Origin of the sequence: Desulfosarcina variabilis str. Montpellier (assembly GCF_048565275.1) — a bacterium.
GTDB classification, from domain to species: domain Bacteria; phylum Desulfobacterota; class Desulfobacteria; order Desulfobacterales; family Desulfosarcinaceae; genus Desulfosarcina; species Desulfosarcina variabilis.
In genome coordinates, this window is the sequence record NZ_CP159846.1 from 853615 (window position 1) to 870114 (window position 16500).

13 protein-coding genes are annotated in these 16500 nt (G+C 53.1%); 8 read left to right on the top strand and 5 right to left on the bottom strand.

Annotated features, from left to right (window positions below; all coding sequences use genetic code 11):
• The first annotated feature begins 13 nt into the window (after positions 1-13).
• The 7 genes from Dvar_RS03725 to Dvar_RS03755 all read left to right on the top strand — a co-directional run bounded on the left by Dvar_RS03725 (position 14) and on the right by Dvar_RS03755 (position 8092).
• A complete protein-coding gene (locus Dvar_RS03725) occupies positions 14-1678 on the top strand; it encodes an AarF/UbiB family protein (RefSeq protein WP_419660386.1) in 1665 nt (554 codons plus the stop codon).
• Positions 1679-1810: 132 nt separating this feature from the next.
• Positions 1811-2038: a type II toxin-antitoxin system Phd/YefM family antitoxin gene (locus Dvar_RS03730; protein WP_419660387.1), complete on the top strand. Its 228-nt coding sequence runs from the start codon at positions 1811-1813 to the stop codon at positions 2036-2038.
• Positions 2035-2433, top strand: coding sequence for a type II toxin-antitoxin system VapC family toxin (locus Dvar_RS03735; protein WP_419660388.1), 399 nt, complete (start codon positions 2035-2037; stop codon positions 2431-2433). The genes Dvar_RS03730 and Dvar_RS03735 overlap by 4 nt, the downstream gene beginning before the upstream one ends.
• Before the next feature lie 174 nt (positions 2434-2607).
• The gene (locus Dvar_RS03740) at positions 2608-2808 is read left to right on the top strand and encodes a hypothetical protein (RefSeq protein WP_419660389.1); all 201 of its coding nucleotides are present in this window, start codon (positions 2608-2610) and stop codon (positions 2806-2808) included.
• Complete coding sequence (locus Dvar_RS03745) at positions 2805-3902, top strand: helix-turn-helix transcriptional regulator (RefSeq protein WP_419660390.1); 1098 nt, start codon at positions 2805-2807, stop codon at positions 3900-3902. The genes Dvar_RS03740 and Dvar_RS03745 overlap by 4 nt, the downstream gene beginning before the upstream one ends.
• Positions 3903-4257: 355 nt before the next feature.
• Positions 4258-5004: a hypothetical protein gene (locus tag Dvar_RS03750; RefSeq protein ID WP_419660391.1), complete on the top strand. Its 747-nt coding sequence runs from the start codon at positions 4258-4260 to the stop codon at positions 5002-5004.
• A gap of 37 nt (positions 5005-5041) precedes the next feature.
• Positions 5042-8092: a VWA domain-containing protein gene (locus Dvar_RS03755; protein ID WP_419660392.1), complete on the top strand. Its 3051-nt coding sequence runs from the start codon at positions 5042-5044 to the stop codon at positions 8090-8092.
• A 196-nt stretch (positions 8093-8288) separates the two neighbouring features.
• Here Dvar_RS03755 and Dvar_RS03760 read toward each other — a convergent pair whose 3' ends face one another.
• From Dvar_RS03760 to Dvar_RS03770, 3 genes are all read right to left on the bottom strand, one after another.
• On the bottom strand, positions 8289-9440 hold the full coding sequence (locus Dvar_RS03760) for a response regulator (protein ID WP_419660393.1): 1152 nt from the start codon (positions 9438-9440) through the stop codon (positions 8289-8291).
• Positions 9441-9442: 2 nt separating this feature from the next.
• A complete protein-coding gene (locus Dvar_RS03765) occupies positions 9443-10066 on the bottom strand; it encodes an Hpt domain-containing protein (RefSeq protein WP_419660394.1) in 624 nt (207 codons plus the stop codon).
• Between the two features lie 253 nt (positions 10067-10319).
• A complete protein-coding gene (locus tag Dvar_RS03770; RefSeq protein ID WP_419660395.1) occupies positions 10320-11462 on the bottom strand; it encodes a lipocalin-like domain-containing protein in 1143 nt (380 codons plus the stop codon).
• A gap of 188 nt (positions 11463-11650) precedes the next feature.
• On the opposite strand from Dvar_RS03770, the gene Dvar_RS03775 reads away from it, so the two are divergent.
• The gene (locus tag Dvar_RS03775) at positions 11651-13093 is read left to right on the top strand and encodes an MFS transporter (RefSeq protein WP_419660396.1); all 1443 of its coding nucleotides are present in this window, start codon (positions 11651-11653) and stop codon (positions 13091-13093) included.
• Here the strand turns inward: Dvar_RS03775 and Dvar_RS03780 are convergent.
• Both Dvar_RS03780 and Dvar_RS03785 read right to left on the bottom strand, forming a co-directional pair.
• Complete coding sequence (locus Dvar_RS03780) at positions 13058-15661, bottom strand: ABC transporter permease (RefSeq protein WP_419660397.1); 2604 nt, start codon at positions 15659-15661, stop codon at positions 13058-13060. The genes Dvar_RS03775 and Dvar_RS03780 overlap by 36 nt on opposite strands.
• Complete coding sequence (locus Dvar_RS03785) at positions 15658-16392, bottom strand: ABC transporter ATP-binding protein (protein ID WP_419660398.1); 735 nt, start codon at positions 16390-16392, stop codon at positions 15658-15660. Before Dvar_RS03785 ends, Dvar_RS03780 begins: the two co-directional genes overlap by 4 nt.
• Positions 16393-16500 lie beyond the last annotated feature (108 nt).

The following is a 16500-nucleotide window of genomic DNA, read 5'->3' on the forward strand; positions in this document are numbered from 1 at the left end:
AAAAGGAGTCGGGATGGCTTTGAATCCCTTTGATCTGCCGGAGTCCATGTTAAAACAGATCGTTTCCACCATGTCACCGGAAGCGCTGCGCGGGCAACTGGCCCAGATGGCCGATTCCATGGGGGACGCGGCCTTTGGTACCCGCATGGCCCAACAGATCGTGGCGCGCACCCGGCCAGAGCAGGCCATCCCCGAGACATATGCCCATTACCGGTCCCTGGTCCGCGATGGCATCGAATTTTTTCTCAGCCAGATTAATCGTGAGCGGCTGCTTGACCTGGTGGTCAGCCAGTTGTCCATGGATATAGAAACCTGCTGCCAGCAGCGACTATTGGCCCTGGCGCAAGCGTTTCCCACCCTTCACAAACTGGGCCAGCTGATTGCCCGCCATCCCGACATTGATCCGGCTGTCCGGCAGTGGCTGATCGGTCTGGAAAATGGTCTTTACGGAACTGATCCGGCTGAGCTGATGGGGCGGATTCACGAGCAGCTGGGACCCGCCGCTGAAACGGCTGATGTTCAAGTGGCACCGATTATTCTTTGCGAGGCCAGCGTAGGCGCCGTGATTCCTTTTCAGTGGCAACCATTGGCGGATCGCAACCCCCAGAAGGGCGTATTCAAGGTGCTGCGCCCCGGCATACGGCGCCATCTGAACGAAGAGCTGGATGTGCTGCAAAAAACCGCTGCATATTTCCACGCCCATCGGACACGTTACCCGCTCAAGGATTTTCGTTTCCTGGAAATCTTTGATGATGTACGCGATATGATGATCCACGAGATCGATCTGGCGACCGAACAGCGTTTGTTGGAGGCGGCTGGACGGTTTTATGCGGATATGCCGGAAATCCGTATTCCACGGCGGTTGCCCCTGTCCACCCATGCCATGACCGCCATGGATTTTCTGGACGGTCCCAAGCTTGCCGACGCCGACCTGACCGAGCCGCAGCGAAAACGGATGGCCGAGGCACTGTTTACGGCAGTCGTTTTGAAACCGCTGTTTTCACGGCGTGATGCGGCCCTTTTTCACGGCGACCCCCATGCCGGCAACATCCTGGCGGTGTTCATTCCCGATTCCATGGATCCGGCCATCGGGCTGGTCGACTGGAGTCTGGCCGGTCATCTGGACCGTCTGGACCGGGTTAAAACCGTGCGCCTGATCCAGGCGATTCTCAAAAAGGATTTGACCGGGATGGTCAATGCCATCCGTGCTCTGACCGCCGGCGCGTCTCAGCCCACCTTGATGCCCCGCCGGCAACTGCGTGATCTGGTCCTTGGATGGATGCACGAACCGGCAAATGAGCGCCTGCCACTGATCAAACAGGCCTTCCGGCTTCTGGAATTCCTGTCCATGGAAGGGCTGGTGTTTCCTGCCGATCTGATGCTGTTTCGAAAGGCGATTTTTACCTTGGAGGGTGTACTGCACGACCTGTGGCCGGCGTTTGACATGAACGCTGCCGTTGCCCGGCATATGATGGCCCTCGTCCAACAGGAGTTTCCCTTACGGCTGGGCAACCTGTTCTTTCCCCTGGCCGACAGGCCCGAAAACTACATGAGCCTGGTTTCCAACCAGGACCTGCATGCCCTTGCTGCCCACCAATATGTTAATACGCTGTTTGCATACAGCCAGCGGTTCATGGGGCTTTTTATTGGGTGGGGACGCGCTGCCAGCATGCAATAATTAAGCATCTCCAAAGTTACATGCGATTACCCTGGATCCAATGCTGAATTGTATTGACACATCCTGATATCGCTATTAAGTTCATGTACATAAAAAGATGAACATGTGCTTTCCATAAGGGGGGGGGCGAATATGATCAAAGTATCTGCAACCAAATTAAGAAATAACCTGTTCACGTACCTGGATTTGGCGGCAAAGGGAGAGATTATCTTAGTTCACCGAAATAATAAGGAAATCGTTCGAATCGTTTCCACCCTGCAGCCCGATTGGCGGGACAAGATGACCATTAAACCAAAGATTTTAGTTGAATCTCAGGAATTTATAAAACCGGTTGAAGAGATTTGGGAAGATTACGTGTGAATAAAGACGCCTATTTGCTTGATACCCACGCGTTGGTTTTTTGGGCTAACAAGGAATCTGTCTCACCGAAATTTGTCAAATTTTTTGATAAACAGGCACAGATTGGCCGGTTGTTCATCTCCTCCATATCCTTTTGGGAGATTGCACTGTTGGTGAAAAAGGGAAGACTCGGCCTGAATGATATCCATGCTTGGAAGAATGAGGTCCTAAATTACACAAACCTTCAATTGATTGAACCCTCGGTGAATGAAATGATCGACGCAACCCTTTTGCCGGATTTCCATAAAGATCCCTTTGATCGCCTTTTAATTGCCCAGGCAAATCAAAGAGGTTTTTTAATCGTCACAAAAGACGGTGAGATTGCAAAATACCCGGTAAAAACCTTCTGGCTTTAAGAAGAAATTTTCCTTAGCACTTGTAAGAGTGGGCCATGCCCGCGAAAAAAAGAAATAGATCCAAATGCGGTTGCCCCGGCAGCAACATCAAAATATTGACATGTTCTTGCCAATCATATTTAATTGGTTCATTGATTTTTCACTGTTGAAGCGCGTAGTTACGGAATTGAGAGTGTGGAAACCAAAAAGAACCAAGCGACGCTGGAACTAAGCCATTCACTTAGCGATATTTCCGATTATCGCGACTTATGGCAGATCTTCCAGTCCACTATTAAAAAAATCCGGGTGGTTTTCCTGGACCGCCGGCTGCGCATCATCGACCTGCCTTTATACACCACCATTAGTACAACCAACGCAAAAGTGCAGCGACCATGAACCTGAAAGCCAAGATCCCCGAAGCCGTTGTCGAACTGAGTGCTGCCGCCGTGAACCTGAAAGATTACAATGAATTCCCTCTGGTTGTCGAAGAAATCCTGGGCAAGTACCTGTACGTGGACTGGGTGGGATTCTATACCGCATCGGTGTACGGCACGGCGACATCGGTCACCACCAATCCGCATTTGCCGTTCGACTGGAATGAAAAGTACATGGAAATCGCCCATCTCGATCCGTTTCGCAAGCGCGGAATGTTGACCCGGACCGGCGATGTGATCATTTCCAGTGAAGACCGGAATCCGGACGATGAAATCGAAACCTATTGCTATGATTTCGCCAGGCGATATGCGGATACCGCCCACGTCATGAGCCTGACGGCGATCAGGAATAATCAGATGGTGGCGGCTATCAACCTAAACCGGCATGAGATGCGAAAGACTTTCACCGGGGAAGAGAAATACTTTTATCAGGCTGTCGCGCCAGTTCTTGGCCTGGCGTCAAAGCATATTCTGATCTGTCAGCAGCATGCCATGCGGCGGGTCGCCTACGAGAAACTGATTGGCGAAAACCGGTTTGCCGTCATCATGAACGAGCATCTTATCGTGCTGGACTTTCTGCCCGAGACTCGACGGTTATTGCGTGATTATTTTGGCCCCATGGCATGCGATCCATTGCCCGACTCTTTGATGCGATGGATCGAAACAGACATCGCACCTTCCTGGAAACCCGGTCAGTTGGTGGGGCCCTGGAACCAACGCTTTCCCGGAATCAAAGGCACGCTGGCTTGCACGGCTTTTGCCGTCAAGGGGCCGTCGGACAGGCCAATGGTGTTGATCAGTTTTCAACCCCACGGCGAGACCGAAGATTTTTCCCTCCTGGAACGGGCCGGATTAACCCATCGCGAAGGTCAGGTGCTGAATTATTTGCCACTGGGCTACACCAATCGTCAGATCGCCATGGCCATGGGGATCGGCGAAAACGGCGTCAAGCAGCACCTCAAGCGGTTGTCCCGGAAACTGAACGCCGCCGGTCGGGCCGAGCTGCTTTATCGAGCTTTGACCCTGAAACAAAAGCTACAAATTATTGCCGGCTGAGTCCGGGCAATGGGGGAAAAGGCATCTTCATCATTGCTGATACGATTACATTAAAAAGGTACCCGTTTGGGTACTATACAAAAAATATCCCCCTTGTTAACGAATATCTCGAACTATAATCGGTATGTTGCGGAATTGTAACAACCATATTGATCCGAAATAAAATGTAAGAGCCAGTTGTTATTGTGTCTAAATCATTAAGGCACAAATTATCAATGATCCTCGGATCAACCTCCCTATTCTAGATTTATTCAGGTTTCTATCAAGAGTCAATAGTGACAAGATGCGCTTTTACTTGCAAATTGCAAAGTCTATCTTTTTTTACTGCTTTTTTGTTTGTACGGTATCATTATGTATGGCTTGCCTCGATGAAAACTCTGATAAAAAGGATATATCGGTCGAACCCGGCCTTGATACTCCCGAGGAAATCGCCCAATTTATTTATATTGAGCGAAGGGATAAGCTGGATGGCGGCATCTCCGGAATTCGTCGATGTACATATATCAACCAGAATGGTACCGTGCAGACGTTCGAATTTGATGAAAGCCTTATGATTCAGAGAATGCGGGGCGCTCAAGTCCACACCAGAGATCTGTTCGAATTCATTGCGCGCTCGAAATGGGTCCAAACGCTACGCCAGCATTCTACCAGTAGTGGATTGGCTGAAGCGGACAACCCAACCACCGCCCCACCGGTGAATCTTTTTTGCCTCTCTATTCCTTACACGGAGAAAATCATCTGCAAGCAATACCCTGAGGGTCTGCACAACGCGGATCCCGACCAACTGATCAATAAAATCTCCGAGAAAGTAGCGAATACTGCCATGGCTGACTTGGAAAGTGGGACTTACATACAGTTAAGAGAAATCGGCTTTGACGAGTATGCAAATGAAATTTCTGAGGGTCAATTTAATATAAATCGCCTTTACCGAGACAGACTTTTAAGAAAAATCGTCAAACACCCATATCAATTATTTCGCTTGGAAGAAGAAGATTTGATGATAGTCCGAAACCTGTTTGGACCGGATGTTATCGGGAAAGCCGAATTTTTTTTTAAAATTGGTAAAAAACCCTACAAGACACTCTTTTTTGTTTATCAATAACCAAATCACAATGAAATGCAGCAAAGGAGGATTAGTCATGCAGGGATTGAAACCGTTTAGCTCAGTTTTTAGAAAGTGGTGCATTTGTATTGGCGGTTGCGTTTTGATTTTGATGCTTGGCGTTGGAGCAATGGCAGCTTCATCTCCCTATTCGAAATCAAGGAATGTACCCAGCTATGGACCGCTTGATTATTCTATCGCCGCAACCAGTGCAACAACGGTTTTCGATGTCGTTATATCGCTCTACAATGATCCCAGTGGAGATGATGACCCGGATAACGATACCGGCAGTGAAGAACAGTCGGATTATGAAGCGATAATCCGGCTATGGGCCGATGCTATCTATGAACAGACCAATGGCAGTCATAATTTAGGTAAGGTCCGGATATTCCGCAACGGCAAGCAGGGCGCCAGAGCGGATGTTGTTTGGAATGCAAGCGAATGGCCCAGGGCCAATATTTCCGGCTTTGGCGTAGATGGTAAACGCATCATGTTCGGTGATATTTTTCCAGAAGGCAGAGGACAGGGCCAGGACTACGACATGCTCGCCAATCCAAAGGGCGCGGGGTACACATTGGGCCATGAGTGGGGCCATTACGTTTATGGACTTTACGATGAGTATGAAGGGAAATCCTATATTACCTGGTTTACCAGCCCCCGCAAGGGAGATTCGCCGGTCATCCCCGCCATAATGAATAGGCAATGGAATGCGGTCAATGGGGATATGGACTGGCTGAACCACAGCACATCTGATAACTATTCAGCAGACACCGCGCAAGGGCGGACATATGAAGCCAGCTGTTGGGAGGTTCTGGTCAGGGAGACAACAGACGATCCCAAGGGATTGTTACGGTTATTGCTCCCCGAGAGAACCCATTACACATCACTGGTCGGATTTGAGCCGACGGCTGCCGATGGATGGATCAAAACCGAGCTTCCTGCTCAACAGGATCAAGCGCGGGCCAATCTCAAAATCATCTGGATGCAGGAAGATATCGAGATGAATGTGGTGATCGACAGATCAGGGAGTATGATAGGAACGAAAATCAGCAACGCCAAGCAAGCTGCCAGTGCATTGGTTGACGTGGTCGAAGACGGCCATACTGCCTTGGGGGTGATGACGTTTGCCAGTTCTTATAACCAACTGCAGGCGATCACGGCGATACCTGATCCGGGCGATACGGTAAAAAGCACGATCAAGGCAGCAATCGATGGGATATCTGCCGGGGGGACAACATATATGTTCTCCGCCGCCAGTCAGGCGCTGACCAATTTAAAGGCCTATCAAAGCAACAATGGGACCAATGCCAACCAGGTTGTATTTGTTTTGTCCGATGGCGATACGTATGACACTTCCATGGAGACATCGGTCACCGAAGAATATTTGGCAGCGGATGTTCCTGTGGTAACTTTTGGCTATGGGTCCGGATTGACGGCAAGCGGTATTCAAACACTCCAACGGTTTGCGTCAAACACCAACGGTCTCTTTTTCTTTTCGCCAACCTCATTGAGCGATATTCAGTCTGCATTCCTTGCTGCCAATACAGCTGTTTCCGATTCAGTTAGTATTGCGGGAGAGACCTCGGCAGTGCCTTCGGATGGAACGATCCAAACCTTCGATTTTGAAGTCGACAGCACCCTGTCGTCCTTTACCATTGTCGTCAGCTACACCGGCAATGTCAGCGACCTCACGATGGCATTGAAGGGCCCCTCAGGCTCCGATGTGGAAACTACATTTTCAGCCACAGCAGAATCTGGGGCGACCAGTGCCGTGGCGACTATCGACGAGATGACCGTCTCCACGGAAGGAAACGGTACCTGGACATTGGAAATGATTAGTACCACTGGTTTAGATATCGAATCCACGGTTAATATAATCGCTATCCCATCAACCGGCAGAACCTATGATGTTACCGTAAGTTCAATAGACGGGGGAAGGGTGAGCTATCCGAATCCCATCGTGCTGACCGCCACGGTCAGTCAAGGGACGCCCATTACCGGTGTCAATATGACGGCCATTATGGAGGCTCCATCGGGGGCGGAAACCAGCATCAATATGAACGACGAAGGAGAAGGCGGTGATGCCGATGCAGGGGACGGAGTCTACTCTGCAGTGGTTGGATATCCAGAAGGGAATGGAATCTATTCCTTTAGAGTGAGTATCGACAATACGGCCGGACAGGCAACGACCACAACAACAAGCTTCCAGCCAACTCACTTCTTTTCTCCCGACTTGAATGGGGATATGCCAGAAGCACCGGCGGCAACGTCGATCACTGAAAAATTTGTTCGAAATGCAACGCTTCAGGTAACGGTAGATAGTGTGCAAAGCGATGATCATTCCGACACCCTACCAGGAACGGAGATACAAGCCGACAACACGAGCACGCCGGGTATGATCGATTTCGCCGGAGACGTGGACCTATTTGAGATTAAACAGATTGATACAAGCGCGGATTTGGTGGTCCGGGTTTTCAATATCGGCTTGGATATGGAACCGGAAATCAGCGTTTACATGTCGGATGGCTCAACCTTGGTAACGAGTGCCGATCTGACGACGACGGCAGCAAGCAAGACCGGATATCTGTTTGTCGTTGTCGGCAATGCAGACATTGATCCGACCGGTGAAATGGTTGTCAGCGTAAATCATCTTGATGGCACGGCGGCAGCGGGAAGTTATGAAATCAGTGCGGGGCCTGCCCTTTCCAGCGACCACAGCGCTGCGTCTCCCCCTAGTGTGACCACCGGGGCAGCGTCGGATATTGGCTCTGGCTCCGCAACGATCAGTGCTGCCATCAACCCGAATGGCAGCACGACAAACTATTATTTTGAGTATGGAACGGATACAAACTATGGGTCGACGACTGATACCACCGATGCCGGCAGCGGTAACTCGGATGTTAATGTAACGGCCAGTCTTTCCGGGCTGAGCGATAGCACCACCTATCATTTCCGTGTCGTTGCTACGAATGAGGCGGGTTCCGTAACCGGCACCGATGAAACCTTCACCACCGCCTCGGATGATGACGACGACGACGGTGGTGGCGGCGGTGGGGGGTGTTTTGTGACCACTTTGCAGGGACGGTAACGTTGGATAGGGAAAAAGGCCAGTTACCGACAAAGAAAAAGGGGGTTGGGTTGCCCCATCACCCATTTACATATTGAATGTTAACAAAGGTTAATTGTTCCATCTAAACGACAGGGACCACTGACAAAATGGTCCCTGTTTTTTTGTCTGTCCGGGATTGAAGACCTGAAATTGTTGTCTAACAAAACAGAGGCCCCTATAAGTACTCTGCCGGCTCCTGGAAGTTCTTCTTGCCGACGGGGATATCGATGACGACCCGGTTGCCCGGTACCGAACGGGTTTCGATGGTCAGGCGGCCACCGAGCAAGCGGGCGCGTTCCTGCATGCGCCTGAGCCCCAGGCTGTTGGCGGGTGTGATCTCAATGGCGCGGTCATCAAAGGCAACATCTCCCCCCTCATTTTCCATTTGCAGCAGAATCCGTTCATCATCGAAATTCAAGCGAACTTTGGCCCGCTCGGGGATTGCGTACTGGACGAGATGATCGAGTCCTTCCTGAACGATCCGGTACAAATTGATTTCCGTATCCATGTCGAACCGACGATCGGTAAAACCGGCGCAATCCACATCCACCGGCAGCGCATGCTGGGCCGAAAAATCCTGGCAGTACGCGGCCACCGACCGCTCAATGCCGAAAATATCCAACATCTGTGGGTGCAATTGATGGGTCATGGTTCGGATATTGTGCAGTATGGTCTCCAAGCCTTTGGTGAAGGCGGCGGTTTTTTCGTGCCTTTCTTCGGGCAGGGGCGGCTCGTGGTCAAAGATGTCGGAGGCGATGATTTTCAGGGCAACCAGGTCCTGCGCGACCTTTTCATGCAGTTCGTAGGCAATTTTGTGCCTTTCCCGCTCCTGGGTGCGCATCAGTTCCTGGTTGAGGAACCGGATTTGTTTTTCCATCTGCAGGCGTTTTCCCACTTCCTGCTTGAGCTTTCGATTCTTGGCGCTCAGCGCTGCCTGAAAGCGCCGCAATTCAATCTGGGTCTGAATCCGCGCCAAGAGCTCCGGGATTCGAATCGGTTTGGTGACATAATCCGCAGCGCCGGCCTTGAAACCATTGACGATATTTTCCGTGTCAGCCAAGACGGTCATAAAAATAACTGGAATGGAACGGGTTTTCTTTCTGGCTTTGAGGCGTCGGCAGGCTTCAAAACCATCCATGCCCGTCATGACAACGTCCAATAAAATCAGATCGGTGGTGTTCTGTTCCGCACGGGCGATGGCCGTTTCCCCGGAGGTGGCGATGATCGTGTCATAGCCTTTATCCTCAATGCAGGAGCGTAGCATGTCAATGATCAACAGGTCATCGTCGACAACCAGGATCGTTCCCTTTGAAGGTCTTGCACCCATGGTCATCTCCATTGATCGATATCGGCGGCAATGGCCGCTTCGTCATAACTGCGAATATGCTTGCGGATCACCTCGCAAAACACCGCGAAATCTCGGTCTTTACCTTCCAGGTCGTTGATGATGCGTTCGAGCTGGGAAAATCGTCCCTTTAAGGCGTGGTGCCGGATGCTCTCCAGAAAATCATCCGGTGGTATTTTTTGCGGTTCACTCAATGGTTGGGGATCGGGAGCTGTCTGAACACCTTGTGATAACAAAAAAACGTTTATGGCGGCAACGGTCTGTTGAATACGTTTTTCAAACTCGGCGAGTTTTTCCAATGCGATGTCGATTGGCTGTGTGCCCACGACCCTCTGCAATTCGGGCGCCATTTCATACAGGGCTTTTGCACCAGTCTGTCCCGCCGCACCCTTCATTTTGTGGGCCAGCCGCATGGCCCCTTTACGGTCCTGCTTGGCCAGGCACTGGCCCATCGATTCTGTAAAGCCGCTGCAATCGGTAACAAACTGCTCAAGTATCCTTAAATATATCCATAGTTTTCCCGCCAGGCGCGTCACGGCCCGGTCGACATCCAGCAAATTCGACGCCTCCGTGTGCAAAGGGGGCTTTTGCTTGTATTGATCCGCCATCACATCACCACGATGAAGGTGCGTGCAGTGCCGATCAGCGTTTCTTTTTTCAAGGTGCTTCTACGAAACCAAAATTGAAGTGTCATACAATTGGATTCTCCGCTGCGTGTGGCCGACCTGGGGCAATGTCTGGCAAACACTTGCAATATGAATATGGCAAACTTCCACATATCATAGTATTGATTGGTTGCTGGGCCAAGTGGAATGTGGCCTGTCCATTCGTTTGGCCGTCTTTTTTATGTAACTTTGGGCGTTACATGGGGGCATCAAACGGTTTGGCATAACCGGTCAGTTCCACATATCCGGCACCACTGACAGTTGCATCCCCTTGTGTCCCCTTTGCCTTTACGCTGCCCTCCCAATAGATTACATCCGTACTTTGCGGTGTGCGCATTTCCTGGTTTTCAAGGCTGGCCTCAATGGTCAGGTCCATTGCCAGGCAAGTGATGGATACCCGCCATTTTACCGGGTAACGTGCACCACTTTTGGGGCTGGTCCAATAGGCGATTGGTTTGATTTGCAATTCTTCAAGTTTCAGGTGCCGGGCCTGTCCCGATGGCAGGACGATGGTGCCACTGGAGACAGGATTCATTGTTCCATCGGTCTGCCGCATCAGGTAAAGCATGATTTCGCGTTGGTCGTCCAGCTGAATGCTGAACCAGTCCCAGCCGGCGATGCCCGGTGCCAGGGGGGCGGAGCTGAACTCGTGATCCATCCAGGCCGTTCCTTGGGTTGTGTATTGCTTATCCGAGACGGTCAGGTGGCCGGTGGCGTCAAGGCGGGTGAAAGAGTAGTAGCAACTGGACTGTTCCGGTGACCGTCCCTTGCGGCTGTATCCCTTGTCACCATGGGTGACCGGCGGCTTGACCGGTGTCAGGTTCAGGTCAAACGAAAAATTCATTGTGTCGGCCATGAGGTGATGACCATTTGGTTTAATAACCGCCTGCCAAGTGTTGAGATGGATGGTGGTGGTCGCATCTGATTGTTCGGCACCGGCAAGAGCGAGGGCGGCGCGGGCTGTTTGTTCGGCCTGCAGGTGACGACCGTCGTCGATGTCGGTGAGGGCGGCATGGGCCAGATAGATTTGATCGGTACGCCAATCCGAGGCGGGGTTGGGCCATTTGCCTCGGTTTGCGGGTGGCTTCAGGGCGCTGCGGAAAAACGTGAGCTGGAAACCGAACCGATGCCCATCGGCGTCAGTCAGATTGCCAGTGTAATACCACCACTCGGTCCGGTAGGCCGGGTGAGGGCCGTGATCTTTGGGAAAAGCCAGATGGCAGGGACCGGTAATCTGCTGGTATCCGTCGTCAGCCGTGGCTGCGCAAACAGTGATGAGCATAGTAAGCAGGATGATTCCCAACAGGCGATGTCGTGGTTGTGGGGGAAGGGTGACCATACGCTCCAATATCCTATGCAATGAAAAATGAATGGCGTTTCATTCCAATTGATGAATACATCAAATCGAATTCGGTCTTGCAAGCGAAGTTTTCCAGAATACGCTACCCGGAAAACAGGTGTTGACAACTGACTTTTCGACCCATTTACATCCGACAGGATGCATAAAAAATGCAAGGAAAGAAAAATATGCAAGAAAATAAAACGACAACCGTATCAAACGAGAATGCCATCCTTTTTGCGGTTTGCGTTGCTCAGTTTTTAACCCCCTTCATGATGTCCTCCGTGGGGGTGGCGCTGCCGGCCATCGGCCGTGAATTTGCAGCGACCGCTGTGCAGATAGGGTTGATCGAAACCGTCTATGTGCTGGGCACTTGCCTGTTTCTTTTGCCCTCGGGAAGATTCGGAGATATCTATGGCCGAAAAAAGGTTTTTGTCACCGGGTTTGTGGTTTTTACCGCAGCCACCGCTCTGGCGGCAAATACCGCGTCGATCAACGCCCTGATCCTGATGCGGTTTTTGCAAGGGGTCGGATCTGCGCTCGTTTCCGGAGCCGGACTGGCCATTGTCACATCGGTTTTTCCCGCCCACAAAAGGGGCCGGATTCTGGGGATCGTCGTTGCCTGTGTCTATTGCGGCCTTTCTTTTGGGCCCACGACCAGTGGATTGATCATTTCCCACTTTGGCTGGCGGTGGATTTTCTATGTTACCGTACCGGTGCAGCTGGTTGCCCTATGCATCACACTCATCAAATTAAAAGGGGAATGGGCCGACGCCAGGGGCGAGGCATTTGACTGGATGGGATCCGTCATTTACATCGTTGCTCTGTTTTTCTTAATTTATGGTGCGGCCAGGCTGGAAGCCGATGCCTGGGGAAAAATTCACATGCTGGCAGGCGGTGCCGGCATCGGCGTCTTTTTGATTGTGGAATATTATTGTTCGTCACCCGTGCTGGATGTAAGCCTGCTGGTGTCTAACAAGGTATTTGCATTCAGCAATATTGCCACCATGATTAACTATGCCGCATCATTTGGTGTCATTTTCTTTTTCAGCTTGTATCTTCAGGTGGTAAAAGGGCTTTCCCCTCAGCACACGGGATGGATTCTTGTCTGCCAGCCCGTCGTCCAAGCCGTGCTTTCACCCATTGCAGGACGGCTGGCCGATAAAATTTCGCCGGCAATCATTGCCACAGCCGGTATGATCATTACTGCCATCGGCTTGGCCGTGGCAGCGTCGGTTGACCGCTTCACAGGTATTCCCTTGATTATCGGCATGCTTTTCCTGTTGGGAACTGGATTCGCTTTTTTCTCTTCACCCAACATGACCACCGTGATGGGAAGCGTCCACCCGCGGCATTATGGGATCGCATCCAGTTTTGTATCGACCATGAGAACCATGGGAATGCTTTCCAGTATGACCATTATTACCATCATTTTTTCTGTGAACATGGGGCAACAACCAGTGTCGGCCCAAAGCCAGGAATTGTTTTTATACTGCATGCATTATGCCTTCCTGATCTTTTGTGGGTTGAGCGTGGCAGGGATTCTGTTTTCTACGGTCAGAATGAAAAAGTCTGAAACAGAAACAATCAAACCACTAACGGCTGCCTCCTCGCAGCAACATGGCCGGTGAGCTGCTCAACGCCAGATTCACCGCGGGCAGGGCTGCCAACAGGGCCGTCACGAAAATCAGCGGCAGGGCCCAGAAAAGGGACGACCAGTCGATCCGGTAAAGAAAGGTCCAGCCGAAGGATTGCCGGTTGACAACGAAGATCAACAGGACCGAGAGGATAAACCCGCAGGCTAGACCGGCGGCCTGACCTGTTATGACGATCAGGCTGGCTTCCCAGACGATCATGCGCCGCAGCTGGCCTATGCCGGCGCCCATGGCACGGATCGTGTTGATCTGCACCTGGCGCTGGAGGACCAATACGACCAGGGTGGTGGCAATCCCCAGGGCGGCCACCACCAGAGCAATCAACAGCAGCACCGTCGTGATGGCAAAGGTTTCATCGAAAATCTGCAGAATCTCCCGGCGCAGGTTGACGCCTTCGGTCATGTCAAGGGTATCCCCGCAACAGGCCAAAAGCATTGATTTTACGTGATCCAGATTTTTTCGCAAATCAGCGTCAGGGCCACTAAAATTGACCTGCACCCCGCTCCATGATCGGTCGTCGAAGCGCTGTTGGTAATGACTCAGCGAGTAGACGACAATGCCTCCCTGGGTGCGGTAGTCTCGAAAAACGCCCAGGATCGGTACATCCAGACGCTTCCCGGCAATGGTGACGACATAGCGATCCCCTGGGCCCAGGCCGGTCTGATTGGAGAAGACCTCCGAGACGGCCACCCCTTTTCCGTCGATCAGATCAGCTTCGATCCGCGGGATGTCACCCCCCATCCAGATGTAATGGTTGCGAATTGTATAGGCCGCATGATCGATGGCCTCGAAAAGATGCAGATGGCCGGCCACGCGAAGTTCCATGCGGCGCATGGGAGATCGTGCAACGGGCCCCGGAAGCCCTCGAACCGCGTCTGCAGCTTTTTGGGGCAACAGGTTGCGGTGATGGTTGAGGGCGTCGAGTCTGGGCCGGATGTAAAGATCGCCGGCAAGACTTTGCTCTACCCACAGGGCCACGGTGCTGCGGAAGCTGTGAATCATCACCACCAGGGAGGTGAACAGGGCCACGGCCGTGATCAGGGCGCCGACGCTCACAGCCGTCTGCACACCGCTTTGTCTGAGGTAGCTTGCGGCAAGAAAGGCTGATGGGTCGCGGCGGTGCAAAAGTCGCCGGGCCAGCAGGCGGCCGAATTGCCGCAGCAGCCCTGGCGCCAGCAGGGAGAATCCCACAAAAAGCAGCAGTGCTGCCAGATAACCGGGCAGCGAGACCGCCGGGAGGCTGGGCAGCCGGGAAACAGGATAAGCAATGGCCAGCAAACCGGTTCCGATGACGGCCATGCGCCGGACTGACTGTGGCTGAAGAAGTGACGTGGGCGCCACCTCCAGGGCTTCGCGGGGCGCCACCCGCATGGCTTCCCGGGCCGGCTGCAGGGCGGCCAGTGTTGCTGCGGCAAGGGTCACGCCAAAAGAGAGCAGGATTTCCCACGCGCTCAAGGTCAGGCGATCCACATGCACGTGCACAAAAAGCTCGGAAACCGTGCGGCTTACACCCGGCAGCAGGTATGGCACCAGCAGGCTGTTGATGGGCAGGGACAATAGCCAGCCGATAAGGCCGACCAGGGCGCCTTCGCCCATGAAGAGACTGAAAACAAGGCCTTTGGCCGCACCGGTGGCGCGCATGGCCGCCAACTCGCGCCGACGGGCGGCAGCGCCCAGGGCCACCAGACTATAAACGAGAAACATGCCCACGAAAAGCGAGATAAAACTAAGGAAGGTCAGACTGAATTGGTAGGCCCGGATCATGCCCTGACCGGTTTCACGGGTCTGCGTGGGGGCCTGCATGACCACGTTGGCGGGCAAAAGCGATTGTAATTGGGTGCGGGTCCCGGCTGGTGGATTCGGCACTAGCTTCAGATCGATGCGGTCGGCCTGGCCGAAAAGGCCGGTGAATTCCTGGAAGGTGGCGATGTCACACAGGGCGATACGTCCGCCTTCCACCAGGGCCAGGCCCTTTGAATCCAGAATGCCCAGCACGTTGAATGTTGCCGTACGAGTCGGGTGCGTCAGGCGAATCTGCGCGTTGGTCCGCCAGCCAAATGTCTCGCTTAATTTTTTCCCGATCAGCAGGCTATACGGCCTTGTGATCAATCCGGTCCAGTCGGCGGTTTGGTCTTTACCCGTCGATGTGGTTTGCCAGTCACGCAGGCCGCGGTCCAAAACCGGGTCTAAGCCGATCAAAAGAAACGGTGCTTCACGGCCTGCCGGCTGGACGTAGGTGGTCAGAATCGGCGATGCGCGATGCACCGCCGGGTGACGCATCAGCTTGGCCACCAGCGTGTCGGGTACCCGGCCGCCGGGCTGCACCAGGCAGATATCGCTGCTGCCGGTGATTCGATCCATACTGCTTGAGAAGGCGTCCAGGGTGGCATGCACGGATAGCCGCACGCTGGTGAATACGGCCGCTCCCAGGGCGATGCCCAAAAGCACCGCAATGGCCCGGATCGGGTGGCTGCGCAGGTGCCGCAGGCTGAACCAGACAAACAGACGCACCGTTTCCCGTATCTGCCTGCCACTTACTTTCACGAGACAACTCGCCCGTCTTTCAGCCGCAGCATCATGGTGGCGTGGGCATCGGCCAGGTTGCTGTGGGTGGCCACCACGACGGTCCGCCTGAACCGGCGGTTGAGATCGGCCAAAAGCGCCATGACCTTGCCGGCATTACCCGAGTCCAGGTTCCCGGTGGGTTCGTCGGCCAGCACCATGGCCGGATCATTGATCAAGGCCCGGGCAATGGCCGTGCGCTGCATTTCACCGCCTGACAGCTGATGGGGCTGGTGATCGATGCGTTTGGTGAGACCAAGCCATTCCAAAAGCGCTTTGGCTTTAGGGCGAACCTGATAGTAAGCCCGGCCGGCCAACAGCGCCGGCAGGCAGACATTTTCCAGCACGCTGAGGGTGGGCAAAAGGTTGAAGGCCTGAAAGATCACGCCCACCGTGTTTCTTCTGAATTCGGTCAATTCGGTTTCGCTGCAGCGCTCAAGGTCATGGCCGGCCACGGTCAACTGTCCGGCCGTCAACCGGTCCAGTCCCGCCAGCAGGGACAGCAGAGTGCTTTTACCTGATCCGCTGTCACCTTTAAGCACCACCAGCTGGCCGCTGGGAACCGTCAGGTCGATGTCCCTGATCCCGGTGACCTGCACCGTGCCGATCTGGTAAATACGGGTCAGGCCGCGTGCCTGAATCGACTCGGGATTTTCATGGGGCAGGGCCGTGGCCGTTGGTACATGGGGTTTGATAGAAGGGTTTGATTCCATGGAAAAGCTGTCGCATCAAGCGGGTGTCGTTGAGGTTGATGATGGAATGCCGCCGACTGAGCCCTGACTATAATCGAAACCGGCGTTGCGTGCAACACCCCCCCCTTG

Bases quoted from the DNA above. Each gene is read 5' to 3' on its own strand.
- Dvar_RS03750 (WP_419660391.1), top strand. From the start codon at position 4,258: ATGGCTTGCCTCGATGAAAACTCTGATAAAAAGGATATATCGGTCGAA.
- Dvar_RS03755 (WP_419660392.1), top strand. From the start codon at position 5,042: ATGCAGGGATTGAAACCGTTTAGCTCAGTTTTTAGAAAGTGGTGCATT.
- Dvar_RS03745 (WP_419660390.1), top strand. From the start codon at position 2,805: ATGAACCTGAAAGCCAAGATCCCCGAAGCCGTTGTCGAACTGAGTGCT.
- Dvar_RS03730 (WP_419660387.1), top strand. From the start codon at position 1,811: ATGATCAAAGTATCTGCAACCAAATTAAGAAATAACCTGTTCACGTAC.
- Dvar_RS03725 (WP_419660386.1), top strand. From the start codon at position 14: ATGGCTTTGAATCCCTTTGATCTGCCGGAGTCCATGTTAAAACAGATC.
- Dvar_RS03760 (WP_419660393.1), bottom strand. From the start codon at position 9,440: ATGGGTGCAAGACCTTCAAAGGGAACGATCCTGGTTGTCGACGATGAC.
- Dvar_RS03770 (WP_419660395.1), bottom strand. From the start codon at position 11,462: ATGGTCACCCTTCCCCCACAACCACGACATCGCCTGTTGGGAATCATC.
- Dvar_RS03785 (WP_419660398.1), bottom strand. From the start codon at position 16,392: ATGGAATCAAACCCTTCTATCAAACCCCATGTACCAACGGCCACGGCC.
- Dvar_RS03765 (WP_419660394.1), bottom strand. From the start codon at position 10,066: ATGGCGGATCAATACAAGCAAAAGCCCCCTTTGCACACGGAGGCGTCG.
- Dvar_RS03775 (WP_419660396.1), top strand. From the start codon at position 11,651: ATGCAAGAAAATAAAACGACAACCGTATCAAACGAGAATGCCATCCTT.